The organism is Oscillospiraceae bacterium, from assembly GCA_035353335.1.
GTDB lineage: Bacteria > Bacillota > Clostridia > Oscillospirales > JAKOTC01 > DAOPZJ01.
The window spans coordinates 1-25,138 of the sequence record DAOPZJ010000013.1; the positions used below are offsets into that span (position 1 = coordinate 1).

Genomic DNA, 25,138 nt, shown 5'->3' on the forward strand with positions numbered 1-25,138 from the left:
TTTTTTTTAATGCTTAAATTCTCCTTTAAAATTGAGCCATCACAACCCTGTTGAAAAAAATTGTAGCACAAATTGTTAAATTTTTAAACATTATATTCCTACTAATTATAATATTACTACTTCTATGCATATTTATCCAGGATTCATGGCGAACATTCACATTAAACTCTTTTACCATTTGTACAATTGTACAATTAAACATAAGCTATATTATTCCATACGTTTCTTATACGTAAGAATGAAGTTTAATTAGTTACACTTTATATACAATTTATAAATTTATATCATTTTTTATATCTATATTTTGCGCTTTATTTAAATTGTTTAGCGAAAAATTAATACCATAACCTCCGGCTGTGCCGGTGGTTGTGCACTGTTTTCTTGGGGGCATAACGGCACCGAAGACTTGTCCGGCGTGCTTACGGAATACAGCCACTCGCCGCGTGAATTATAAGTACGGAAATGCACGGTAAAGCTGATATTCGTCATGCGTCATCGGCTGCCCGCGTTCCAGTAATTTTGCGGTTTATTTCTTTCTTTGCCATAGATGCACCATATTTTGGGCGTTATTCACTCTGTGCGTAAAATAATCTAAATAAAAAAGGCGGCTGTCCGTTTAGGAGCCGCCATAATTTCAAAGTTTTGACAATGCCTTTTTCAGTGCGCGGGAGAGCTGATCGGGACAAGAGGTTGATTTTCGGCCGCAGCGGATGCCCGAGAGCTTTTGAATCAATTCATCGGCTTTCATGCCGTCGCAAAGCATGCAGAGGCCTTTCAGATTTCCGTCACACCCACCGATGAATTGAATATTTTCCACCTTGTTGTCGGGCGTCAGGACAAATTCGATCTTGTGACTGCAGGTGCCTTCGGTGTTATAAGTATGCTTAGACATTTATTTTTCCCGCTTTCTGCGCGACATCGTCATTGATTACCGCTTGGGCCTCTTTACCGTCGAGTTTTATCCACGAGACGACTTCGATCTTGCTTTTCCATTCACAGTTTTTTTCGAGCGCTTTTTTCTTTTCCGTCATATCATAACCGCAGCTTTCAGTTGCTTTTGTTTTCGGTCATAAAGGGCCTTGATCTCGGTTTCGGTCACGGTGTTTCCGCCGAGCGGCCGAATCGGCGTATCGTACATTCCGTGAAAATCGGAACCGCCGGTCATCAGTAAACCGTATTGCTCACAGAGCTGCTTGATTTTTTCTTTGGACTCGGCATTATTGCGGATATGTTCCCACTCAACGCCGTCCAGCCCGAGATCCGCCAGTTTTTCAACAAGGTCCAGGTTGTCCGATTTGCCGGGATGCGCAAGTACCGCAAGCCCGCCGGCGCTTTTTATTAGTTGCATAACCTCGGTATAACTGCCGCATTCGACCGGAATATCGCAGGGTTTTCCTTTTCCGAAAAACGCGTTATACAAATCACCGAAAATTTTATCGGTATAACCGCAGTCCATCAATGTATGCATGATATGGACGTCAAACACGGTTGTACAACCCTGTGTGTGAAGTTTTACCATCTGAGGGCTGATCGGTAATTTTTCGCATATCATCCGGATTCGCTTTTCAAAGACTTGGTTACGGGCATCCGACATGCGTTTGAAATATCCCTCCAGCCGATCGGGAAAATCGGGCAGGTAGCATAAAAGATGTACGTCTTTGCCTGTCTCGCTGTCGCTGGCCGTCAATTCAACACCCGGTATGACTTCGATACCGAGCCGTTTTCCGACCACAACCGCACGGGAGACCCCGCCCATCGTATCGCAATCGGTGATCGCGAGATATTTCATTTTCAACCGCGCTGCCACCATTAAAAGTTCCGCGATCCCCATGGAACCGTCGGAAATTTTGGTATGGCAGTGTAAGTCCGCACGCATAGGTTTGCCATCCTTCCGCAGAACGATTTAAACATAAATTCGCGCTGCTTTTCTTTAGAGCATAAATATCCATTTTATGAATTGCACAGATATCACCAGTATGAAATCTATCAAGTGACAGGTTCATTATACTACGTTTTCTGTATAAAATCAAGTTAGCCCTTTTGACAATGCGTAGTTTTGAAGTTAATTCCCTCCGCAGCTGTGTATGGCATGAGCAGGGTTCAGTTCCAACCCGTTCTCCGTTTTTAAAAAACCCACGGCAGCCGCGGCTTTCACAGCTTTATCGGAAGTAACGGAAAAACGCATCTTTGAAACGCCCGCATCGGCAAAAAACACGGCGGCGGTCTTGATCAGGCCGTCACCGATCTCGAACTGTTCAAATTCCAATTGCGTGATCACGGGAACCGGCCCTGCCTTGACGGCTATTTGCCCGATCATACCATCCGCGTCCTCAGCGATCCAGTAAAACTGCCCGTCTTCCTTTTCTATATGCTTGATATATATCATGATGTATTTTTTAATCCTTTCAAGATAAGGTGCGATTTTTATCGATCTTTTAATGTCGCAATCTCCGCAGCGGTTAGTTCACGGTATTTTCCAACCGGCAGACCGCCTAATTTTACACCGCCCTCGGCAATTCTTTTCAAGCGGAGAATTTCCAGTTTCAAGGCTTCGCAAATACGGCGGATATGCTTGTTCTTGCCCTCGGTGAGCGCAACTTCGATCACGGTACGATCTTCTTTTTCTTCGATGATATCAATGCGCTTTACAGTCAGGTGTTCTCCCTCGCTGTCCACGCCTTCCAAAAAGGCCAGCTCGGTTTCCGGTTTAATTTTGCCTTTTAAAGTAACGCGATAGGTTTTTCCGACTTCATAAGACGGATGCGAAACTTTTTGCGCGAAAGCGCCGTCGTTTGTCAGCAGCAAAAGTCCCTCCGATTCGCGGTCAAGCCGACCGACCGGATATAGCCGAGCACCAATCTCAGCTACCAGATCGGTGACGCATTTGCGCCCGAGCTCGTCCTTCGCAGTCGTGACATAACCGCGCGGTTTGTTGAGCATTATGTAAATTTTTCGTTCGGAAGTCGGTCCGATGCGCGTGCCGTCAAGGGTCAGAACATCTTTAGGAACAGCTCTTTCTCCGAGCACAGCGGCCCTGCCGTTGCGCTTGACTCTGCCCTCTTCGATCAATCTTTCGGCGGCGCGGCGGGAGCAAATCCCCCACTCCGACATCAATTTTTGAATGCGTTCTCCGTCTTCAGGCATATTTGCGTCCTTTCACAAATTGAGTGTTAACCTTTTCCGCCGAACAGGCGTTCAAAAAATCCAGGCTTTTTTGTCTGCGGTTCAATACAGTCGCTTAAAGCAATCAGTGAGACTTTGCCGACCACATAGTCGTTGTAAATGTATTCGATGTTCCCGAGGGTATCTCCTGCGTGGATCGGGGCATAAACAAAGCTCGGGAGATTTACTTTTGTGATAATGGCGCTCTGATCCCCTTTTAGACAGGCAACACCGGCGCTACCGGAGGGAATTACCGAGATTTTGTCAGCCGTACCCGCAACAGGAATATCATATTCGATGTGTGCTGGCGTAAACGAAAGCATCTCGACCGAAGAAAAACCCATGTCCAGTAACGCGGTATGATCCGCCCAGTCACCGGGCGCATTCAAGGTCACGCAGATGATCGTGATGCCGTTTCGCTCGGCTGCCGAGACCAAACAACGACCCGATTTTTTAGTGAAACCGGTCTTGACGCCGACGGCGCCGTCATAACTGCGCAGCATTCGGTTATTGTTCATCAGAAGACGCCGATATGGCGGATTTCCATAGGTTGCTTCATTGGATTTTGAGGAGCAGATCGCCTTGAAATCCGGATTTTTCAGTGCTTCCGCCGCGAGCAATGCCATATCGTAGGCTGTGGAATAATGTTCTTTCGCATCGAGTCCGCTCGGTGTTACAAATGAAGTATTTTTCATACCGATCTCTGCGGCGGTCTTGTTCATCAGCTCAACAAACTCCTTGACAGAGCCGCTGATGCGGACAGCGGCAGCGTTCGCCGCGTCGTTGCCCGAAACCGTCAGCATGCCGACCGCAAGCGTCCTTAACGATGCCTGATCTCCGATCCGAAGTCCCATCGAGGAACCCTCGACTGTAATGGCTGTGGTATCGACTATGAAATACTCATCGAGATTTTGCTGACGAAGCGTCAGCAATGCTGTCATAATCTTGGTTGTGCTGGCCATCGGCAGTATTTTATCAGTATTTTTGCTCCAGATGATTTTGCGGCTTGCTGCCTCGATGACTACAGCTGCCTGTGCGCTGATATCGCCCTGTGAGACGGTCAGTAATTTCGAAGCAGGTGTCAGGAAATTGACACTCGCAACAGCTGCGCTTGTATCCGGATCGAGAACCAACAGAGAACAGACAAATGCTGTTGCAAGAAAGACGGCGAACACGGTGAGTTTTCTCCTCATGAAAATTCGGCACTCCTCTCAGGTCGGCATACGGACAAACGGCCTTTTTGCCGCAGTCCCCCATTTAAGGGACATCTTTTGAATTTTATGCCGCCTGCTCGCCGTTATTCGTTTTCGGCCGTTGTGCCGCCTTTTTCTTCTTTCTTATCTTTGGCTTTCTTACTGAAAAGAGAGACGATTTTGTCGAACATTTCAGGTACCAAAGCTGCGACTCTGTCCACCGGTTCGCCGGCTGTGCCGATCGGAATCAACCGAACGCCCTCAGAAGAGACGACTAAGAAAGCGATCGGATTGATCGTGACACCGGCACCGCCGCCGCCTCCGAAATTGGTTTTGGGAGCGGTTTTTCCGTCAAAATCGGAGCCGCCGGACGCAAATCCGAACGAGACCTTTGATACCGGAATAATCATTGTGCCGTCCGGAGCCATGACAGGCGTTCCGACGATCGTGTTGACGTCCACCATCTGTTTGATGTTCTCCATTGTGGTCTGCATGATTGAAGACAGAGGATGCATTTCCATAATTTGTGACCTTCCTTTCACCGTATATGTTTGAACCGGTTTTAACATTTTATTCCGCTTTGATAGACTTTTTTGCGTTGTCGTATTCTTCTTTTGCTTTTTCCGGTGAGAAAATCGTTTTCATCGGGTGCTTCGGGTGCACGAGGATTTTGAATATCGCCGATCTCACAACCACCAGGATCCAAAAAACCCGAATTTTAAATTTCAAATTCGCTTCGACGTTCGTTTTTTTGCCCTGATAATCCCATATAACCGAAAAATCGCTTTCATAACGGCCGAACATTTCACTGAGCGCCGTTTCGATTACCGAGAGCCCGGCACAGCAGGCTCCGTATAAAATTGCGGTTTTCGCGGCGTCTTCCGCCGCCGCGACGATGTGGATTTTACAGGGTTTCAGCCGCACTTTTTTTATTGCCGAACCGATCAGATTCATAATCGTCCTTAGCTGTTCGGTAAACTCATCGAAATCGGGTTTTTCCTCCAGCTCGTGTTTTGCTTTTTCAATCTTCTTTTTCTTTTTTTTCGGTTTTTCTTCCTGCGGAAAAATAGTTTTAAATGCCTTCCAAATCCCTGCTTTTATGACGAATCCCTTGTCGTATGAGACATCAATGCAGATGTCGGACAGCAGAATTCCGATGATAATCACCGTGAGACCGCCGAATACATACAGCGCCCACATCTCAGACGCCCTCCGTAGTTCCGCCGGCCATTAACCCTCCGATCGGAAGCGGTTCCTGACCGGAATCCTCGGCGCTGTCCGCGGCGTTTTGGCCGGCTTCGAGCTCGATTTCAGCCAGGTCGGGCAGCTTTTCAAGAGTATCGATTCCGAAACAACGCAAAAAATTATCCGTCGTTCCGTATAATAGCGGCCTGCCCGGCAATTCCAGCCGCCCTTTTTCCTCAATCAAACCCTTCATCACAAGATTCGAAATGATGCCGCTGCAGTCGACGCCGCGAGTCTGTTCGATATATGCTTTGGTGACCGGTTGGCGGTAGGCGATGATGGCGAGTACTTCAAAAGACGCAGGTGAAAGCGGGATATCCCGGCGTATCTCCATGGACTTTCGGACAACTTCGGCGAGTTCGGATTTTGTGACAAGCTGGAAGCGGTCGTCGGCATTCCAAAGCGCCAAACCGCTTTCGCGCGAAAGTCGCTCTTCAAGCGCAAGCGTTACTTTTTTAAAAGTGAACTCATCAATATCGAGCGCCTGTACAAGCCGCTGTGCTTCTACCGGCTCACCCGAAGTGAATAAAATTGCCTCAAGCGCGTTCTCCAGCCGCTTCAAATCATTTTTTTCGATTGCTTCCGCTTCAATCGCCATTTTCATTTCCTCTGTTTTCTCTCAGCGTCAGCGAGAGGTCCTCATTCATGATCACGCGCCCGGCTTTCAACAATTCGAGCAGCGCCATAAACACCGCGATCATCTGGTCGCGTTTGGTGCAGTCGGCAAACAGTTTTTCCACCGCCGCCTGCTTTCTGCGTTTTAACTGTTTAATGACACTGTAGACGCCCCAGGCAACCGGAACGACCGGTTTTGCTACATATTCGGTAAAATCGCTCTCTTTCGGCGGCATACGCCGTTTTGCGCGGCCTAATATCGTCAAAAAAGCCGCCGTCAGAATCGTGACTTCGTGCGTCCGATTATATTGCCTGTCCACTTCAAGCTCCGTCGGTTCCCGTGTGAAGGTATCAAATGCGGCGATCTCTCTTAATTTCTGGGCAGCGATCCGGCAGACCTGATATTCCATCAATTCCTGAGCGAGTTCCTGTTTGAGTAGGTCGCCCTCTTCGCTCTTTGGCAATAACATCGCGGTCTTGATATAGACGAGCCGCGCCGCCATCTCCAAAAAGTCGCTCGCGATCTCGATGTTGTCTTCGCGCAATACCTCGAGATATTGTTCGTATTGTTCAAAAATCTCAGCAATCGGTATTTCGAGGATGCTGACCTTGTTTTTGGCAATCAAAAACAATAAGAGGTCGAGCGGACCTTCAAAGGTCTCTACCTTGACTGTGGGATGCTGGGTCATAAAATCAGCGACACCCCTCTCATAATCAGGTTCTGAAGCCATTCGGAGGCGACCGAAATCGGCGCCGTCAGTGTACCGGTTACCAATAAAATGATAAAGATGATGGAAAAACCCTGTTGATATTTCCGCACGAATATCTGGGTTTTCGGCGGAAGCAGCGGATTGATGATGCCGAAACCATCAAGAGGAGGAATCGGAATCAGGTTAAAAATCGCAAGGTTGATGCTGATCATGAACACTATGATAATAAACGTCATAACGGTCGAGACAAAAGAACCGGAGACAGTGACGAATCTGCCGAAAAGACGATATAACAAGGCAAAGACGATCGCGAGTAAAAGATTTGAAAACGGTCCGGCAAGAGAGACCAGGCTATAACCGAATTTTCCGCCTTTTTTGAGCAGCGCACCGTTGACATAAACGGGCTTTGCCCAGCCGAAGCCGGTCAGCAAGATGCAGACAGCGCCGAACGGATCGAGGTGTTTGAGCGGATTCAGTGTCAGCCTTCCCTGCGTCAACTGTGAGGTGTCACCGAGTTTATAAGCCACAAATGCGTGCGCAAATTCGTGCACCGGCATTACGATAACCAGTGCCAGTCCCAATAAGAGAATATTGATCAATATTTCGGGAATAGTCGCTCCCGAGCCAAGCATTCGCAGCATTCCGCACGTTACGCTCCGTTATAAATTAAACAAGCTGATTCCTACGGCATTGTACCTTACTATTATATCGTAATTCCCCTTTTGAGTCAAGGTAAAAAGAAGATATATCCATTCCGGTCGGCAATATCTCTATCGACAAAAAACGCCCCGCGCGAAAACTCGCGCAGGGCGTATTGCTTGATGATGATTAATAGTAAATTCTCATTTCTTTTAAAGTTAAATTGTCATCGAAAAAAAGTTTAATAAACGGATGTTCCTCATCCGGAACTAAAATCATGCATATTGGACATCCGGGGCCCTCATATTGAGCAAAAGGATCCTTTAGCCGCGAAAGATCGGAAATATAAACTTTTCCCGACATATCAAATTCATCTATCCCGTAAAACAAGACATTGGTGCGATAATCGTCATCCTGCGGATACATCGCCATCACCGACTCAAAGCTGTCGCCGATTTTGATTCCGCGCGGACCTTCGATGCCCTTGCCGTATACCACTGCCGACGAGACATACTTCGCGTTTTCGTCGGGGTAAAAAAGGATTTTATCTTCATCGGTGAACCCTCGGAAAAAGCTGAACCAAACGCCTTCATATCGGTAAAACTGATTCAAAGGTCCGTCGGAGTAGGATGAGCTTATTTCAAGCGGCTCGCCGAATTTCTTCTTGATATCTTCAAGTGTGGCTCCTGCCCCAATACCGCCGATTGTACCGTCTTTTGCCGTAAAACGGGAGGCATCGGCGTTGGAGGTGATTGCCGGCATTTTGGCAAGCAATTCATTATAATCGAGCAAATCCCACCGCTCTTCCGGCTTGTTCCAAAAATCCCAATCCGAGTATTGATCGAGCGGCTGCTCTACGACAAGTTCGGTATTTTCAAACTGCATCGCATCATAGGAGAACCGGATTTGTTCCACGGTTTTATCGGAATTGATATCGAAAATCAGCGAGAAACTGTTTTCAGTGCCGAAACTGCCTCTCGGATACCATTCATAAATAACCATGCAAGATCCGTCGCCCGCAACCGTCCCGCCATAAGTGTTTACATAAGCCGTTCCGGCCATTTCGATGGTCGGTATTGTCTCAAAGTCCTCTTTTGTAAATCCGCCGTAGAGGTAAAACCCAAAGGGTTCGTCGTTATAACCGATTACATCTTTGCCGAAATTGGAATCGAGGGCGTTGGTGTCAATCACCTTGATGAACGGATCACCGACGGTCAACCCGCTCGGCAGCTGATAGGCGCTGCTCTGCGACCATACACTGCCCAATTGAAATTCATCGGTGTATATTCCGTTGAAATCATAAAACTTTAAAACAAAATCGTCGCCGTAATACCAATTATAATAATGACCGTAAAAAAACAGGTTTTCTTCGAGATCGTCAGAGTCCTCGATTTTGGTGGGCTCGCCTAAGACGGCACGCACCTCGTCCATGGTGAGACCGAGTTTGATCTCTCCAAACGCCAAATCATCGGGTTTGACGGGTTTTTGATTGTAATACGGCGTATCATCCGTATTGGAAAATATGAATTCAACCGCGTTCCCTTCCGAATTAAAAACAAACGAGAGCTGACAGGGGGTCCCGTTGTCCGAAGGAGTCCAATGATAATTGAGGATACTGCCGGATTCGGATTCGAACAGATACGCCGTTCCGCCGCCGGATTCAAATTTGTCCGTCAAGTCCTGATATACAAAAGAAGCGCTTGACAAACCGTAGGCAACGGATTTTCGAAGTTCGCTTTCATGATAATCAATCAATTGCATTTCGGCGTCAAAACCCGAGAGCGGCAATCCCATATGATCGTCTTTTGCGTAAACATCAAGCACCCGGCTTCGATGCGATCCGATTTTTAAACCGCTCGGAAGCTGATAGGCCTCTGTGGTGACGGTCACGCGGCAAACAACCGGTGTACTCTGCCAATAGGTGACGAAGCATACCGAAAGACCCCCAAACTCCCAAACCTGATAAGACCGCGGGTTGTCTCCGTATTCACTTTTTGAGCTGTTGGTGATCGGATCTCCCATCAATTCCCTCACGGCTTCCATGGACATACCGAGCCGCAGCCCGGCTACCGTCATCTCAGCGGATGTGACCGGTTCCTTTTCCCGGTTGGTTTTAAAAGCACAACCGGTGGTAACCATAATCAAAACCAAAATGACTGCTGTCAATGAAATTATAACTGTGGTTCTTTTTGCCATAATGCCCCCCAATCGCTTTACTTGAAAACATGCCGAACGGATAAACCTCGTAACAAACCCTGATTTCACGTAACCTTAAGTTTGTCATCATAAGAGAGTTTGGTAAAATAGAACGTACCGTCGGGAACTAAGATTACCGAAAGGTGTTCCGACTACATCCTCAAGCTGCTTGTGATATATCAATTATAACCCGCATTCCTTATTTTGTCAAACATAACAATCGATTAAGAATAACCCCGCGTGGGAAACACTTACTGCGCCTCTTGCGGCGGATCCATCAATGAATGATAATAAAATCGAATACGAGTGACGTTTTTAAAAGAATCTAAATCGAAAATGAGCGAATAGCTTTTTTCGAAACCGTAACTGCCGACCGGATACCAGTGATAAATAATCGATCCGGTGCCGGTACCGGTGTCATGATCCACATGCGCTGTTCCGACCGCTTCGGTGAGCGGAAGTCCGTTAAAGTCCTCGGTTGTAACACCGCCGTAGAGATAATAACCGAACGGCTCTCCGTCGTTGCCGATAACTTTTTCTCCGAAATGATTATCCTGCGCATAGGCCTCAATCACATTTATTAACTTGTCTCCGACTGTCAGACCCGAAAGCAATTGATAGGCCTTGCTTTCCGACCAAATACTGCCGAGCTGATAGGGCGCTGTCAAGATTCCGTCGAACCGATAGAATGTTAATTGAAGTTCTTCACCGTAATACCAAGTATAATAATGACCGTAGATGAAAGTGTTCTCTTCAAGCTCGTCGGAGTCGAGAATTTTGGTCGGCTCGCCTAAAATAGTACGCACCTCATCCATGGTGAGACCGAGTTTGAGTTCGCCGAACGCCATATCATCCGGGGTTACGACATGACCGGATTGCCATGACCATGATACCGGATTCTTTTCTGCGTCGCCAAAACTGATTTTGGTAACTTTTCCGCTTTCGTCAAAGATAAATGATAACACGAGAAATGCGTCGGAGTCCGAGGGGTACCAGCAATAATTGATCATTCCGCCCGCATATGTCTTTGAAAAATAAGCGGTTCCGCTCCCGGTTTGATCGCCGTCGGCCATGTTGCGGTATATTAATGTGATATCGGCGGGGTCGTTTGTGATCAGTCGAAATAAACTGCTGATGTCTTTGTCTGCACCAAACATCAATAAATCGGCGGAATAATCGGAATTCGACTCGCCGTAATCTTCACCCTTGGCGTAGGTTTTGAGTACTTTTTCATAATTCACGCCGACTTTCAAGCCGCTCGGAAGACGGTAAGACTCATCGGAAATCGTCGCGCTTGATAATAAATGCCTGCCTTCCGCTTCGGAATATGTAAATAATAGTTTTAAGCCATCATATTCCCATATCCGATAAGTATAAGGGGAATCTTCCCGTACTTTCTTTTCTTGCGCTGTAAGCGGCTCCCCTAACAACTGTGTGACTTCGTCCGTCGACATGCCGAGATGCAGACCGGCGACGGTCATCTCGGAAGCCGTGACCGGTTCTTTTTGTTTAGCGATACCGAACGTGCAGCCGACGGTGAACATTATTACCAGCGCTAATGCAATTGCAGCCCAAGCCCGTGTCTTGTGATTATCGGCAATCATCTTCACACGTTCCTTTATCCCTTTTTTGCCCGATACCATGGTGGTCGCCGCGCAGGTCAGACCCACGGGCGCTTGTTTGATTTCGATCATGCCGACGAGCGCTTTACCATACGAAATGCGATTTTCCTCGCCGAGTTTATTAACCGCGGCTTCGTCGCAGGCCAACTCACAGTCGGTTCTCGACATCGCCGCCGCCATCCAGACAAACGGGTCGAACCAATAGACCGCAAGCAGGACGCACCGCACAAACGACCACAAGTTGTCGCCGTGCGCATAATGGCAGAGTTCATGTGTCAACACACTTCTTTGGGTGTTTTCATCCGCAAGCGCTTTTTCGTTGAGATAGACAGCCGGTCTGAGCAAGCCAAACAGGCACGGCGAATGCAAAAAATCGGCTCGATAAGCTTTCAACTTATAATTTTCGTCGGTCTCGACCGGAACGCGAACTTTCAGTAGTTTGATGTAAAAAATCGTATTCTGAATAAAAAACCAGACCGCAGCCGCTGCCGCGCCGCCGGTCCAAATCCACTTGAGCAGCGTTTCAAGCGGGACGGTTTGGCGCTTGACCGAAGCCGCTTCGAGGTCGAGGCCATTGACCTGTTCAAGCGGTTTTTCCAAAACCGAGCCGTATTCTTCCAAATATTCTTGCAACGTGTAATACTCGTAAGGTCTAACCGGAACGCGCACCGACTGCGCCGCATTGTTCACTGATGCGACCGTCTTTTTATCAACAGCTGAAATCGGACTTGTGAACAGCGAAAACGGCAGCAGCAGGCGAAGCACCACCAATCCCCACAGCGCATAACGAATCCGCCGGGAGAGTTTGTTTTTGAGCGTAAACCGCAACACGGCGACAATGATAATTAATATTGAGGATGTGATCAGCAGTTCCGTCATATTTATGACCTCTCTTCCGTTGTTCCCGCCCGACGTAAAATTTCGTAGAGCTCGTCGATTTCTTGTTTAGAAAGTGCTTTTTGATCGACCATGGCGTTTACCAGTCCGCCCAAATGCCCGTTATAAACCCTCGAGAGAAAACTCTCGGTCTCTGCCGCCGATATTTCGCCGCGCTCGACCGCAGGATAATACCGTTTGGCCCGCTCACCTTCTTCATGGCGTACCGCACCCTTGGCTTCGAGCCGCGCAAGCATCGTGATCACCGTGTGTTTGCTCCACCCGGTTTCCATTTTTAGCGCTTCAGTCAGCCGCATGATCGTATACGGTCCGCCCTGCCAAAGCCGGTTCATCAGTTTCCACTCGCCGTCCGAAAGATTCATAATATCGCCTCCATTTGGTACACACTTGTCAACCCAATCACAGTATAACAGGCAGGTACACAATTGTCAACCTAATTTTTGAAAAATCTTAAAATATTTCGAAAAACCGCTTGCATCTTCATCTTTTCTGTGTTAAAATAGACGGGCTGTCAAAGGACAGCGGTTTCTTTTATGCTTACTCTACATTCATCGCAGACAAGAAAGGATGATTATATATGGCGAAATGTGATATTTGCGGAAAAGAATTGGTGTTCGGGATTAAGGTCTCCCACTCGCACAGACGTTCCAACAGAACCTGGAAACCCAATGTGCGCCGTGTCAAGGCCATCGTCGACGGTACCCCGAAGCGGGTTCACGTCTGCACACGCTGCCTGCGTTCGAACAAGGTTACACGCGCAATCTAATACGGCGTTATCCCACGCGGCACTGTCTGAGCATTTCATTTCACAGAAGCGGGGCGGATTGATTTCCGTCCCTTTTTTCGTTTTTTGGTTGCATTTTCGCTCCTTATGATGTAATATATTAATACAAGTCTGCAGTTCGAAAGAAAAGAGGTTGAAACATGAAGAATAAAAGGAATCACAAAGTCCGATATATTACCGATATCCGTCAGATGATGCGTTCCAGCGTGGATATTTTCGGTGACCACACCGCCTTTTTGGTCAAAGATAACGGCGCTTATAAACCCATCAGCTTTAAACGTTTCCGATCCGACGTTGAGGGCTTCGGAACCGCTCTCTGGGATCTCGGATACAGCGGAAAACGTGTCGTTGTCATCGGTGAAAACTGCTACGAATGGGCTGTGACCTATATGACTACAGTCTGCGGGCTCGGTGTCATCGTGCCTGTGGACAAAGAACTGCCCGCGGAGGAGATCGAGAACATCGTCAGTCTCTCTCAGGCCGCTTTGATTGTCTATTCCGATTCGGTCGCCCCGAAGATTGAACCGATCCGCGGCGTCGTTAAAATCCCCTTTTCTCAGCTTTGCGGATTTATCGATAAAGGTGCGAAATTGATTTCAAAAGGCGAAGAAAAATATCTCAATGCCCCGATTGATCCCGATGTGCTGGGGATTTTATTATTCACGTCCGGAACAACCGGAGTCTCAAAGGGCGTCATGCTCTCCCACACCAATATTTGCTTCGACCTGATGCAGATGTGTATGATGTGCTATATCGACGAAAAAGACGTCTTCCTCTCGGTTCTGCCCCTGCACCATACCTATGAGTGCACCTGTGGATTTTTATGCCAGATTTATCGCGGGAGCACCATCGCCTACTGCGAGGGTCTTCGTTATATCACCAAGAACATGCAGGAAGCCAAAGTCACTATGATGCTGTGCGTGCCGGTGCTGATCGAATCGATGTATAAAAAAATCTGGCAGGGCGCAGAAAAAAAGGGCAAGACCGAGACCCTTAAAAAAGCGATTAAGATCAACAATGCCATGAAAAAGACCGGCATCGATATGTCAAGAAAACTGTTCAAGGATATCCATAATACGTTCGGCGGACATCTGCGCATGCTGATTTCGGGCGGCGCCGCCGTCGATCCGCAGGTCCTGGCCGGTTTACGCGACCTCGGCATCAACGCCATTCAAGGCTACGGATTGACCGAATGCGCCCCGATCGCAGCGCTCAACCGCGACCATTATTTTAAAGACGACTCTGCCGGACTGGCACCCGTAGACGGAAAATTGGAGATTTACAATCCGGGTCCCGACGGTACCGGCGAGATCCGATACAAGGGCCAAAACATCATGCTCGGATATTTCAATGCTCCCGAATTGACCGCAGAAGTCATCCGCGACGGTTGGTTTTATACCGGTGACCTCGGCTTCATCGACAAAGACGGATTTTTGCATATCACCGGCCGCAAAAAAAATGTCATCGTTACAGCCAACGGCAAAAACGTTTTCCCCGAGGAACTCGAAACCTATCTGGCTCGCGACCCGTTCGTCAAAGAGAGCGTCATCGTCGGCATTATGAATGAGCGCAAGCGCGATTATGACATTGTCGCCATCGTCGTGCCCGACGAGGAAAAATTCACCGAGGAATACGGTCCCGGCTATACCGGCCAGCAAGTCAAGGCGAAACTTGAAGCGGCCGTGGAAACGGTCAATCAGATCGTACCCGCCTACAAACGCATGACCGTCACGATCATACGAAAAGAAGAGTTCGTCAAGAACACCTCGAAGAAAATCAAACGATTCGGCATCGTCGAATCGGTGATGGACGAATATAAAAAGGTCGCGTTTTAAATAATCAATGGCAAGACGCCCCCGGGAAATTACTCCGGGGGCGTCTTCTGTTTTTCATCAGATAAATGAATTATAACAACTTCTGCTTTTTCAAAAGTTGATGCAGCGGCGGGATGAGAGCGATTTGAAGCGCGATAAGGACGCCCGCTTTTATCAATCGAATCGGAATGATTGCAAACAGCCCCTGTCCGAAAAACTGAACAAGCCAGAAAGTATCCATGCACAATGAAAAAGCAATCGTACAGATGACGGAGGCGACGACAACTTTCCAAAACTTATAACGAAAACGATATAAGAACAATCCGAGCACGACGCCGTAAAGGGCGGATGAAATCGTGAATCCCGGAAAATAGGCTCCGACCGGAAATAACAACGCGCCGAGGAATTCGGCAATGCTCCAAGCAAGCCCCGCCCAGGGACCGTATAAAATCGCAAGCGCGGCAATCGGAAGGAATCCGAGATGAAATTGAACCATCGGCAGCTTGATTGATAAAATACGATGCAGGATGATCTCCAATGCGATCATCAGCGCCATGGTGACGACCATCTTCAAAACATTATTACCGGTCATTTTCGGTTTTGCGGATTCGGGAAAACAATCATAGACCTCTTTTGCCGAATAGAGCGATCCGAAATAACAAATCGGAAGGCCGGTCTCTTTTTGCAGCGCCTTCGCATCGGCGACGCCCTTTTTGATGCTGTCCGCCGGACGCACATCTTTGACATAAGTTGAAATATCTCTTGCCAACTCATTTGACGGAAGCGCTCTCGGATTCGGCGGCGCAACGGTGACCACATGCGCGGCAAGCGGAGCGAATTCCGCGATCATTTCATGATAATCCTTATCGGCGAGGACGCCCATCACAAAAATGAATTTTTGGTTCGGAAACATTTGCTTTAACGAGGAGATAAGTGCTTTCACGCCGTGGAGATTATGCGCCCCGTCAAATAAGACGATCGGCTTTTTCGAGATAAAGGCCATACGACCGGGCCAGACCGTGTTTTGAAGGCCCTTCCGGACAGCAGAATCGGAAATCTCGAAGTCCTTTTTACGCAGCACTTCGATATTCTTCAAGACGACCGCAACATTTGCGCTCTGGTATGTTCCGCATAACGGAAGCCGCAGGTTTTTCAATTCGCCGTAATCGAAAACCAATCCGTTTCGGTCACAGGACTTGACTTCTACCTTTTCGTTTTCCGCGGTATGAAGCCGCGAGTCGGTTTCTTTGCAGCGGTCTTCAATCACCTTTGCCGCTTCCGGTTCCTGAATATAACTGACGACGTCGCTGTTCGGTTTGATGATGCCGGCCTTTTCGCCCGCAATCTTTTCAAGCGTATCGCCGAGCTCTTTGATATGGTCCATTCCGAGGGCTGTGATGACCACACTGACAGGATTTTTAATCGCATTGGTTGCGTCGAGCCGCCCGCCTAATCCGGTCTCCAGCACGACGATATCGCAATTTTCCTTTGCATAATATAATAACGCCAGCGCCGTGACGAATTCGAATTCGGTCGGTAATTCACCGAAGTCTTTCCCCAGCTGCTTGGCTGCGTTTTTGACAGGGACAATCAGCTTTTTAAGTTCGCCATCGGAGATATTTTTTTTGTTTATCGAAATACGTTCATTGAACTCAAACAGCGCAGGAGAGATGTATCGCCCGGTCTTGTAGCCGGCAGCCTGCAAAATGCTCGCTGTCATCTCAGCCACGGAGCCTTTTCCGTTTGTCCCGGCGATATGCACGCATTTTAATTTATCCTGCGGATTCCCGAGCAGCGCGAGCAGTGCCGACACCCTCTCCAGCCCAAGATAGCTTCCCTGCCGTATGAAGCCCTGCATCATTTTTTTGGAGTGTTCAAAATCCATAATAAAATTCCCCCTTATGTTCCGGCATTTGCCGCATAAGGAGAAATTGTGAAAGCCACAACGACAATCATCACTAAAATAATGACGACGCTCGGTATGCAGCAGCGGGATGCGAAATCTGCACCGCAAGAAACCTTTTCGTCTGCCCGACAACTCCCCGTTCGGGCAGCACTTAACGCGCAAATTCCTACTCTGCCATTCAATTATAAAGCGGGTTTCCCCGCATATGAGCATATTATATCAAAGATTTCCCTGATTTTCAAGCGCTTTTCGTTTATTTTTAAACAACTCAAATATAAGGCGGTGCGGATACAAATCCGCACCGCCTGTGCATTTACGACTATTTAAACAGAGCCAAGAATTCTTCGAGTGTGAGATGATTTTCCATGATGTATTTCGCGTTGTCGGGGCCGACGAAACGATAGTGCCACGGCTCGTAGTCGATCATCGTGATATCTTCTTTTCCCGAGGGATAACGCAGAATGAAACCGTATTTTGTGCAGTTGGCTTTCAGCCATTCATATTCTTTGGTCTTTTCGAATTTCGAAGTCAGCGAACTGTTGGTTTCGTACCAATCAATACTGACAATGTCCGCCGCGAGCCCCGTACAGTGTTCACTCGTTCCCGGCGGAGCCACCATCTTTGCGGCTTCGATTTCGGCCGCTTCGCGGGTATCGCCCGCATCCATATATTCTTTTATCTTTGCATTATAAAGCTCCGCCTGGCGTTCGGGGCTGCGATAGGAGGAAATCACATTGAGTTTAACTCCGTCTGCCTCGGCGTCTTTTATCATGGACTGCAGATAGGTCAGTGCCCGTTTCTCAAACTTGCGCGTGGAGCTGAATTCGACGATTTCGGGTTTATAAGTATCTGAGAGAATATTGCTTTTATTGACTAAAATCAGCGCCCAATCGAAATTTGAGTCCCGTGTGAAAGCCGGAAGCGCAGTGGGAATCGCCGAATCTTCGGCTTCGGTCGCTGAACTCTTTGCGGTTTTCTGCGAGGTAACAGTTCCGGAACCGACGGAAGCGGTTTCGACGCCCGGCGCCAGGATTGTATTGAGGCCCACGGCAAGTTCGTCCGAAGATGCGGCGGATGAGACCGGGACATTGATCGCACATCCTGAAAAAAGGATGAGCGCAGATAATAAAACAGGAATCAGTTTTTTCATTTTTGAATTCTATACCTTTCGAATTCATAAGAATCGCGCTTTGCGCTTTCGACTATTATATCACTTCCGGCCTTTTTGTCAACCAAAACGATTTGGTAAAGCGGAATAGAGAATGCTCAATTCACCACTGCTGTTATTTTTCGCCCTAAAATTGTTTTAACTTTCACTCCGTCTGAATTTGGGTAGGCAAAATCGGAATAGACGATGTAGGCCTCATTATCTCCGACCGGAACCATCTCGCTGTAAGAGCATGTATCGGTTTGATATGCTCCGGGCGGAATCAATTCAATCCGGTCGTCCCAGTCGAGCCCCTCTTCATCGGCTGTTGTCCGTAAAAACAATCCGGGTCTGCCGTAACTCGCCAATGTCACGCCGTTTTTGAGTGTGCATAAGCACGGCCAGACTCCGTTGTTATCAAACGCCGCCGGTTTGCTCCATATTTTTCCGCCGTCGGTGCTTTTGGCATAATAGGTCGGTCCGATGCCGTTCCCGTCGGTGGTTCGCAGCAAACAAAAAACGGAACCATCGGGCAGAAAGCAGACGTCGGGTTCGCCGAAACCGCCCCGGACACGGTAATAACAATCGGCAATCGGATCGGGTTCGTAGGGGATTTTGCTGAGATAGGAAAAGGTCTCGCCGTCATCTTCCGAGACACAAAACAGCGCGCCGCATAACGCGGGTTTGCCCTCAATGAGAAAATAGGGATACCCGATGGCCCAGATACCGCCGTTCGGCGCTTTTCGAATGCGCCAAAACATCGGCCTCGGCAACACTCCTTCACTTGTGTAAGCCGCCATATCGGGTACTTTTATCTTTTTCCAAACCGTTTTAAATGTTCCGTCTTTTTCGGTGATTTCAAAGGGGAACCGCCAAAATTCTTCAGGCAGTTTTTCCGCTTTATAGACGTTTCGTTTCCAGCCGTAAGAGATTAAGAAGTCGTCGGATTTTTCAGGGAGCGTTATGTCCGATAACTGCAAAGCTGATGCAACTTTATAACGCAGATACCGCCCGCCGGGAATGGTCACGCCGCCGCCGGGGTTTTCGCTTTCCTGCCAAGTCACACCGCCGTCCGTGCTGATCGCATGGCCTTTGGGCTTGCCGTAAGTCAGCGCGGAATCCTTGCCGATATGATATTCGCAATGCAGTTTTCCGTCGTAGAGCAGTTCGACCAGCGGAAACTGGCAGATACCCCAGTTGTCTTGGTCGGACGGAAGCGGCGGGGCTTGTGCGATGACCACCGGCTCGCCGAGTTTTAAGTTCACATGAACCGGCTTTTTTTGATCCTGCATTGAAATGTCCTCCCTTTGTTTTGTGTACATTGCACACTATATCACAGAATTATCCAAATGGCAATGCCGATTAAGTAAACTGTATAAATGAAAAAAATCCATTAAATCGGGAATTCCGCTTTGCAAATCTGTGCTTTTATGCTATAATTCTTCTTGACAGAATTTGTTCGGTTTTGTCGAAATTTTTCGGAGTTAAAGATTTCATGAAAACATTTATTTTTGATCTTGACGGTACTTTAATCAATTCTTTGCCCGATATCCAAACCGCGGCAAACCGAGCGTTTGCCGCTTTGAATCTGCCCACCCGCAATCTTGAAGAAGTCCGAAAAAACGTCGGCCACGGGCTGGACGATTTTTTTCGCCACATCAATCTGCCCCATATCATTACCGAGGAAGAGCTTTCGGTTATAAAAAACGTTTACGGCGAATATTATAAAAATCATCTGGCCGATCTGACCACCGTCTATGACGGCGTGATTGAACTGCTTCGGGCTTTGCGGAAAAAAGGCTGTATGTTGATCATGGCATCCAATAAGACCGATCTCTATGCCAAAATTATCGCAGACAAGCTGTTTTCAGGGCTGTTTGACGATGTCATCGGGCAGATGGACGGCATCCCTCCGAAACCGCGCCCTGAGCTTGGGCAATACATTTTACAAAAACACGGCTTATCGGCTTCAGACTGCGTAATGGTGGGTGATTCCAAATTCGACACCTTATTTGCAAAGAACTGCGGGTTTTATTCCATCGGGGTGCGCTGGGGCTTCTCCGAACCGGATGAATTGGAGAATGCCGGCACCGATAAGATCGTCGATAGAGCAGAAGAGATCCTTGAGCTCATCTGAATTTCCCTGATTTTAACGATTGTATCGAAATGCGAATTTTGATATACTCAAGCGGTAACGGAGACTTTTCGGAGAGTTGACAAATTGACATGAAAAAAATTATATCAATTCTGGTTTTACTCACGTTATTTGTCGGTATTGTATCGACCGCTTGCGCGCCTGTTTCCGGTTCATTCAGCTCCGCCGGAGAGAACGCGCTGATTTTGCCTGCGTCGATAAACTCACCCGTTTCGGAAGTTTCTGTCGATAGTTCTGATCTTTCAAGCATAGCGCTTTCGAACGTACCGTCTTCCTCTGATAAAAGTTCGGCGACAAAATCCTCAAAAACGAGTTCATCCAAAGCGACTTCTTCGAGCCGGCCGAAACTGAGCGAAGTTGTAAAATCGAGCGAAACGGTGTCCAGCAAACCCACCTCTTCCCAACCGGCGTCCGTTCAATCCGCTGTCTCAAGCTCATCCCAGACTTCAAGCGCGCAGATTCCTAATTCCGGATCAAGTGAGATGCGCGGCGTTTGGATCTCTTTTTACGAGCTCTCCGATATCACCGATTACAACGAATACAAATCCCGCATTGACACCATGTTCGACAATGCCAAAGCGATCGGATTCAATGCGATTTTCTTCCATGTCCACCCCTTCGGTGACTCCTTTTATCCGTCGAAGATTTTCCCCTTTACTCATTACATCGGCTACAAGACCCCGAAAGGCGATCCGATTCAGGGCGTCGATCCCGGTTATGACCCTCTTGCTTATGCCGTCAGCGCCGCGCACAATCGCGGACTCCAGATTCACGCCTGGTGGAATCCCTACCGCATCTGGACGCTTTCCGCCGACATCTTTTACCTGTCGACGAACAATCCCGCCTATATCTTTGAGACTGACGACAACCCCGCGAATGACAATTATGTGCTCTCAACGGGAAAAGGGCTCTATTATAACCCCGCCGAACAGGGCGTGCGCGATTTGCTCACCGCAGGCATCGCGGAGATGCTTGACAATTATGCGGTAGACGGCGTCCATTTCGATGATTATTTTTATCCGATAACAGACTCTACCTTCGACTCCGTCTCCTATAACGCTTATAAACATGACGGCGGGCTGCTGGCGCTCGCCGACTGGCGCAGACAGAACGTCGACAAGCTGCTTTTGCAGGTACATGAACTCTGCGCGTCGAAAAACGTTCCGTTCGGCGTCAGCCCAGCGGGAAACATCAGCCGTGTGATGAATCAGATGTACGCCGATGTGGCACTCTGGGGCAGCTCCGGCGGCTACGTCGATTATCTGTGCCCTCAGATATATTGGGGCTTTAAGCACGACACTATGCCTTTTTTGGGAGTGCTAAACGACTGGCTCGGCATTGCAACCAATCCCACTGTTAAACTCTATATCGGGCTTCCGGCTTATAAACTCGGTGAAACCGATTCCGGCGCCGGTTCGGGGAAATATGAATTCAAGACCGATACGGAGATTTTGAAACGCATGATACTGGCTGCACGGCAGACAAAATGCGACGGGTTCATCATATACAGTTATACCGCTATGGTCAGCAATAACAATACGAAAGAAAAAGAAGCGCTGAGAGAATTATTGAAATAGGCGCCAGGGAGGTAAATACATTATGCAGGATTACAGCGCCAGGCGGCGCAGCAGAAACGGCGGCAGATCACTGCTCGAAAAAAAAGACAAACCAAAGGCCTTTGAAAAGAAAGAAGAAAAGATCGATACTGCGGCTCTTTTCGCCGTTTCAAACGAAACTGCCGTTGAAAGAAAGAAACCGGAAAAGCAGGTAATATTGCCAAAGCATAACGAAAATCCGGATAAGAAACCGGAGAAAATGCCAAAGGAGCCGAAAAAGCCCGGCAGCCGCCTCAGTTTGAAAATCACCGCATTGGTTTTGGCCGTTTTAATATTGGCGGGTGGTACGCTGACGTACGCGAAATGGTATCAGATCCTCGACCTTGTGGACAATTGGAAACAGGAAGAAGTGAACATCGTACCGCTTTCTGAGACCGATCCGGATTATCTGGCGGCACGTTATACATATAAACCGCTTAGTTACATTTCGCAGACATCGGGCGGAGCCATTTATGACAAGACACTGGCGCTCGAAGCACTGCCCGGTGTGGACTTCTATACAAAATCCGGGATGACTTTTGACGAAGTCATGAAGGAACTGGATAATCTCATAGCCTTCGCCTTATCCATGAAGGCTACCGAATTGATTCTCCCGCTGCAATGCAGCGAGGGTTCTTTTGTCACAGTGAATGACTTTGACACACTGTTCAACGGACAGCTTCCTGCTTATCTCGTCACCAAAGGGAGCGAAAACGGGATAAAAATCTCATTTTCCTTCTCCCCGCTTTCCTGGGTCAAAGGCGGCAGTCAGGTCACGCTCGATCCGACTAAACCGTCCGACCGCGCGTTGATTTCTACCGCCGCTGCTCAGATTGCCGCTCTCGGCGCCGCAAGTTACGTTCTTACAGACTGTGAATATAATCCGAATCAGGGCACTTATGCCGATTATGCCGCTTCGAACATCGGAAGCGGTTTCGAGGTCTACAAACGCAGCGCCCTCTCCGACACCTTGTTTGACATTGCACAGACGCTGCGCGCAGGCAGCGATACCGTTTTGGTCGGCGTCCGCGTCGGACCGATCTGGCAGCTCTCTTCCAACAGTTCCGACGGCATCGATGCCGTCTGTGATTACGAGAGTTATACCGATGGCTACGCAGACACCAAAGCTTGGCTATCCAACGGTATTTTCGACTATTTTCAAGTTGAAGATTACGGCTCTCTGTCCAATAAAGATCAGCCGTTCGCTTCAATCTTCGAATGGTGGACCCGGGCAGCGGGAACCGATATTCCGTTGATGGTTGTCCACGCCGGCGAAAAGATTGCTTCGACCGAAACCGGGTGGTCGCTTTACGACCAGATTCCTAAACAAATTCTCGAGGCGCAAAAATCCGAATCTTATGCCGGGAGCATCATCAGCGGCGTTTCGAAATTAGTGAAATACTCGGAGATTCCGGCAGTTATTACGAATTCCTTCAGCGGCGAAGTCGACGGAGATGACATTTTAAGAAAACTCGTCATTACTTCTCCGAATAAAAAAGACACCACGACTTATGAATCGAAAGTCACTCTTTCAGGTAGTTCTGATCCGAACTTCAGTGTCATTTTAAACGGCAAGCCGATCGAACGCACTTCAAAAGGTTACTTCTCGTTCAACTTTGATTTGGCTGTCGGTAAAAACACTTATGTCTTTGAACATAAAGGCACCAAAGTGACCTATACCGTTGATCGTAAGATCCTCGTCGTCAAGACGGTAGATCCGACCAAATCTATCACAATTTTTGCCGGAACGCCGATTGTGTTCAGCGCGACCGCACTAAAAGGCAGCAAGGTCTATGCCGATATTGACGGAACCAGAATCGACATGCACGAAGATGCTATTTTGCTGGATGAATCCAACGAATCTCTCGGCGATTACATCAATTACACCGGTTCTTATACCGTCCCCGAAAGCTCTAAATCACGCACGATCAGCGGTATAAAAATTACCGGCGTTTGGGACGGCTACACAACCGCCAAGGACTGCGCCGACGTCAAGGTCAAAGAAATTGACAAAAGCACCGTCCGGGTCGCCAAAGTCATCTCAGAGGCCGGTGCCGAGGTATTCCGGTACGGCACCGTCGACGATAAATCCGTGCCGACCGCCTATCCGCTGCCCGCGGGCACGCGCGATTTCATCATCGGCGAAGTCACACTGCCCTTCTCCGAAGACGGTGCAAGCCATGTCTATGTCTACTATCTGCTTCAGTCCGGTAAGCGCATTTACAAGAGCAAAGACGGCGTCGCGTCGACAGACGTCATTGTCGAAGCAGGTTCCACCGTACCGTATACCACGATCAGCAATCCCGGATTCGAGGTAACGAGCGACTATACCAAGTTGTATCTGGATATGAGCAGCAAGGTGCCGTTCACGGTCGAACTGCTCCCGCAGAGTTATGTTGACGCCACCAGTACTGTGCCCAATTTCACCATCGGCGATTTCACCGCTCAAAAAATTAAGCTGACCTTCAATTACGTCACCGACGCTTCGGCTTTACCCGCGTTATCCGGCAGTCCGATATTCACATCGGTCGGCAATTGGGAAAAAGATGGCAGCAATTACAGCATCACGCTGACGTTGGCAAAATCTTTCTATGGCATGTATACCGAATACAGCGGAGATACACTGGTATTCTCGTTTAATAACCCTCCCGTGATTTCAACCTCTTCCAACAGCTACGGTTATTCGCTCGAGGGCATCACGGTTCTACTCGACGCAGGCCATGGAGGCAATTCATCCGGCGCAATCGGCGCGAACCCGAATTATCCCGAAAAGCGTGTCAACCTTGATTTAGCCAACAAGGTTGCGGATATTCTCAGAGGGCTCGGCGCGAAAGTCATCATGATGCGCTCGGCCGACGTCTATATCTCCATCGAAAACCGCGCCGTCCTTTGCGGTCGGTATAAACCCGATATCTTCATCAGCCTGCACCATAACTGGGCGCCCGCGGTCAGTGCCTACGGCACCGACTCCTTCTACTTCATGCCGTTCTCAAAAGATCTCGCAAATTCCATCTACAACCGCGTGACCGATTACTACGACAGCGGCATGTATCCAGGAGCTAACTCCAGCGCCTATAAGCGCGGCTGCAACTATTACCCGTTCTACGTCACCCGTTATTGGTATTGCCCCTCCACATTGGTCGAATACGGATTCATGAGCAATTCCGCGGAATTGCAGAAGCTCATCGATCCGAACAACCAGGACGGCCTTGCTCGTGCCACGGTCAAGGGAATCATCGATTACTTCGCTTCAAACGGCATCGTCGGCAGCGGCAGCACAACCTCCTCGCAGCCGACCGCATCCAGCGAACCGGCTTCTTCACAGGAGAACTCGATCCCATCTTCCCTGCCGCAGAGCTCAACAGCCACGTCATCTACACCTTCCCAAGGTTAAAGCAAGTATAAAAGAACCGCGGACGAATTCGTCTGCGGTTCTTTTTAATTCCATTTATGAAGGA

The 25,138-nt window shown here is 48.4% G+C and carries 23 protein-coding genes and 1 riboswitch; of the genes, 5 read left to right on the forward strand and 18 right to left on the reverse strand.

Annotated elements, in window-relative coordinates; all coding sequences use genetic code 11:
• Positions 1 to 634 precede the first annotated feature (634 nt).
• The 14 genes from PKH29_04175 to PKH29_04240 all read right to left on the reverse strand — a co-directional run bounded on the left by PKH29_04175 (position 635) and on the right by PKH29_04240 (position 12,641).
• A complete protein-coding gene (locus PKH29_04175) occupies positions 635 to 892 on the reverse strand; it encodes a TIGR03905 family TSCPD domain-containing protein (GenBank protein HNX14030.1) in 258 nt (85 codons plus the stop codon).
• Complete coding sequence (locus PKH29_04180; GenBank protein ID HNX14031.1) at positions 885 to 1,031, reverse strand: hypothetical protein; 147 nt, start codon at positions 1,029 to 1,031, stop codon at positions 885 to 887. The genes PKH29_04175 and PKH29_04180 overlap by 8 nt, the downstream gene beginning before the upstream one ends.
• Positions 1,028 to 1,876: a PHP domain-containing protein gene (locus PKH29_04185; protein ID HNX14032.1), complete on the reverse strand. Its 849-nt coding sequence runs from the start codon at positions 1,874 to 1,876 to the stop codon at positions 1,028 to 1,030. Before PKH29_04185 ends, PKH29_04180 begins: the two co-directional genes overlap by 4 nt.
• A gap of 186 nt (positions 1,877 to 2,062) precedes the next feature.
• The gene (locus PKH29_04190) at positions 2,063 to 2,386 is read right to left on the reverse strand and encodes a hypothetical protein (protein HNX14033.1); all 324 of its coding nucleotides are present in this window, start codon (positions 2,384 to 2,386) and stop codon (positions 2,063 to 2,065) included.
• A 38-nt stretch (positions 2,387 to 2,424) separates the two neighbouring features.
• A complete protein-coding gene (locus PKH29_04195) occupies positions 2,425 to 3,144 on the reverse strand; it encodes a pseudouridine synthase (protein HNX14034.1) in 720 nt (239 codons plus the stop codon).
• 26 nt (positions 3,145 to 3,170) lie between these two features.
• Entirely contained in the window at positions 3,171 to 4,355 is a 1,185-nt protein-coding gene (locus PKH29_04200) for a D-alanyl-D-alanine carboxypeptidase family protein (protein HNX14035.1), read from the reverse strand.
• Between the two features lie 104 nt (positions 4,356 to 4,459).
• Complete coding sequence (gene ytfJ, locus PKH29_04205; GenBank protein ID HNX14036.1) at positions 4,460 to 4,876, reverse strand: GerW family sporulation protein; 417 nt, start codon at positions 4,874 to 4,876, stop codon at positions 4,460 to 4,462.
• 49 nt (positions 4,877 to 4,925) lie between these two features.
• On the reverse strand, positions 4,926 to 5,555 hold the full coding sequence (locus PKH29_04210) for a hypothetical protein (GenBank protein HNX14037.1): 630 nt from the start codon (positions 5,553 to 5,555) through the stop codon (positions 4,926 to 4,928).
• Between the two features lies 1 nt (position 5,556).
• On the reverse strand, positions 5,557 to 6,198 hold the full coding sequence (scpB, locus tag PKH29_04215) for an SMC-Scp complex subunit ScpB (protein ID HNX14038.1): 642 nt from the start codon (positions 6,196 to 6,198) through the stop codon (positions 5,557 to 5,559).
• Entirely contained in the window at positions 6,188 to 6,904 is a 717-nt protein-coding gene (locus PKH29_04220) for a segregation/condensation protein A (GenBank protein ID HNX14039.1), read from the reverse strand. The genes scpB and PKH29_04220 overlap by 11 nt, the downstream gene beginning before the upstream one ends.
• The gene (locus tag PKH29_04225; GenBank protein HNX14040.1) at positions 6,901 to 7,566 is read right to left on the reverse strand and encodes a site-2 protease family protein; all 666 of its coding nucleotides are present in this window, start codon (positions 7,564 to 7,566) and stop codon (positions 6,901 to 6,903) included. The genes PKH29_04220 and PKH29_04225 overlap by 4 nt, the downstream gene beginning before the upstream one ends.
• Before the next feature lie 187 nt (positions 7,567 to 7,753).
• Positions 7,754 to 9,760: a hypothetical protein gene (locus PKH29_04230; GenBank protein HNX14041.1), complete on the reverse strand. Its 2,007-nt coding sequence runs from the start codon at positions 9,758 to 9,760 to the stop codon at positions 7,754 to 7,756.
• Between the two features lie 251 nt (positions 9,761 to 10,011).
• Positions 10,012 to 12,261: a M56 family metallopeptidase gene (locus PKH29_04235; GenBank protein ID HNX14042.1), complete on the reverse strand. Its 2,250-nt coding sequence runs from the start codon at positions 12,259 to 12,261 to the stop codon at positions 10,012 to 10,014.
• Between the two features lie 2 nt (positions 12,262 to 12,263).
• Positions 12,264 to 12,641 (reverse strand): BlaI/MecI/CopY family transcriptional regulator, encoded by a 378-nt coding sequence (locus PKH29_04240; protein ID HNX14043.1) that lies wholly within the window; start codon positions 12,639 to 12,641, stop codon positions 12,264 to 12,266.
• 215 nt (positions 12,642 to 12,856) lie between these two features.
• On the opposite strand from PKH29_04240, the gene rpmB reads away from it, so the two are divergent.
• Both rpmB and PKH29_04250 read left to right on the forward strand, forming a co-directional pair.
• A complete protein-coding gene (rpmB, locus tag PKH29_04245; GenBank protein HNX14044.1) occupies positions 12,857 to 13,045 on the forward strand; it encodes a 50S ribosomal protein L28 in 189 nt (62 codons plus the stop codon).
• A gap of 158 nt (positions 13,046 to 13,203) precedes the next feature.
• The gene (locus PKH29_04250; protein HNX14045.1) at positions 13,204 to 14,898 is read left to right on the forward strand and encodes an AMP-binding protein; all 1,695 of its coding nucleotides are present in this window, start codon (positions 13,204 to 13,206) and stop codon (positions 14,896 to 14,898) included.
• A 70-nt stretch (positions 14,899 to 14,968) separates the two neighbouring features.
• Here PKH29_04250 and PKH29_04255 read toward each other — a convergent pair whose 3' ends face one another.
• The 3 genes from PKH29_04255 to PKH29_04265 form a co-directional block, all read right to left on the reverse strand.
• Complete coding sequence (locus tag PKH29_04255; GenBank protein ID HNX14046.1) at positions 14,969 to 16,762, reverse strand: folate family ECF transporter S component; 1,794 nt, start codon at positions 16,760 to 16,762, stop codon at positions 14,969 to 14,971.
• 100 nt (positions 16,763 to 16,862) lie between these two features.
• A riboswitch (THF riboswitch) is annotated at positions 16,863 to 16,959 on the reverse strand.
• Positions 16,960 to 17,102: 143 nt separating this feature from the next.
• Positions 17,103 to 17,933, reverse strand: a complete 831-nt coding sequence (locus PKH29_04260; protein HNX14047.1) for a M15 family metallopeptidase — start codon at positions 17,931 to 17,933, stop codon at positions 17,103 to 17,105.
• A 116-nt stretch (positions 17,934 to 18,049) separates the two neighbouring features.
• Positions 18,050 to 19,222 carry a sialidase family protein gene (locus PKH29_04265; GenBank protein HNX14048.1) on the reverse strand — a complete coding sequence of 391 codons (1,173 nt, stop codon included), beginning with the start codon at positions 19,220 to 19,222 and terminating at the stop codon, positions 18,050 to 18,052.
• A 203-nt stretch (positions 19,223 to 19,425) separates the two neighbouring features.
• Between PKH29_04265 and PKH29_04270 the strand changes: the two genes are divergently transcribed.
• Positions 19,426 to 20,067, forward strand: coding sequence for an HAD family hydrolase (locus PKH29_04270; GenBank protein ID HNX14049.1), 642 nt, complete (start codon positions 19,426 to 19,428; stop codon positions 20,065 to 20,067).
• Here PKH29_04270 and PKH29_04275 read toward each other — a convergent pair.
• Positions 20,060 to 20,473, reverse strand: coding sequence for a hypothetical protein (locus tag PKH29_04275; protein ID HNX14050.1), 414 nt, complete (start codon positions 20,471 to 20,473; stop codon positions 20,060 to 20,062). The genes PKH29_04270 and PKH29_04275 overlap by 8 nt on opposite strands.
• 94 nt (positions 20,474 to 20,567) lie before the next feature.
• Here PKH29_04275 and PKH29_04280 point away from each other — a divergent pair, with 94 nt between their 5' ends.
• Both PKH29_04280 and PKH29_04285 read left to right on the forward strand, forming a co-directional pair.
• The gene (locus PKH29_04280) at positions 20,568 to 21,662 is read left to right on the forward strand and encodes a family 10 glycosylhydrolase (protein ID HNX14051.1); all 1,095 of its coding nucleotides are present in this window, start codon (positions 20,568 to 20,570) and stop codon (positions 21,660 to 21,662) included.
• A 22-nt stretch (positions 21,663 to 21,684) separates the two neighbouring features.
• A complete protein-coding gene (locus tag PKH29_04285) occupies positions 21,685 to 25,074 on the forward strand; it encodes an N-acetylmuramoyl-L-alanine amidase (protein HNX14052.1) in 3,390 nt (1,129 codons plus the stop codon).
• The last annotated feature ends 64 nt before the right edge of the window (positions 25,075 to 25,138 follow it).